The sequence below is a fragment of the Spirosoma lituiforme genome, assembly GCF_054776635.1.
This window is the reverse complement of record NZ_BAAHBO010000042.1, coordinates 1-727: the sequence shown is the minus strand read 5'-3', so window position 1 is coordinate 727 and position 727 is coordinate 1. Positions and strand designations below refer to the sequence as shown.

The following is a 727-nucleotide window of genomic DNA, read 5'->3' as shown; positions in this document are numbered from 1 at the left end:
ATCAACTGAGAGCATCAGTTCTTCTCTATCTTTTGACTGGATAAGAGTTGTGGACAAGGATATAAGTGCAGCTAAGGAAAAGGCAGAAACAGCAATATCAAAAATATCTGTTGTGGAAGGCTCTATCTCATCAATGGTGAAAAAAGGTGAGTTTGGTACTTTTATGAGACAAAACTATAACAGTTTTTTACTTGGTTTTAATGGTGCTAGTAGATATGTACAGATTACTGCAGGAGAGATTGGGCTATATAACGGTTCGATTGATAGCAGTAATAAAAGAGCAGTCTTTGATGAAAATGGAAATCACTTCTATCGTGATGGGAAATACATCGGAAAGATTGGTACAAATGTATGGAGTGGTAACAGCTCCCATAAAGGCCTAGTTTTTGACCTTGATAGCGAAGGAAAATATATGGCATTTTCTCAAGAAGAATCTGCTAATGCTGGAAGTTACACTACAATGCTTTGTTTTTCAAGATCAAACAGTATTTATAGCCAGTATGGTATTCATCTTGGATGTAACCTATATGCACATGGATTTAAGATTGTAGATCCACAGTGGGAAACAGGATTTGGAGTGAATGCCACAATTAACTTTGTACAGATACTTGGTATGAATTCAGATGGTACTGTATCTAGATGGGGTTCAAGCGGACGTATGGTTTTTAAAGATGGTGTATTAATGGATTTAAATTATTATCGTTAGAAGGATGTAAAATGGCAGAAC

The 727-nt window shown here is 36.0% G+C and carries 1 protein-coding gene; it reads left to right on the top strand.

Annotated features, from left to right (window positions below; all coding sequences use genetic code 11):
- Window positions 1–706 (top strand): hypothetical protein (locus ACYU87_RS27570; protein WP_461137221.1); only part of this gene is annotated, 706 nt, incomplete at its 5' end.
- Window positions 707–727: the final 21 nt, after the last annotated feature.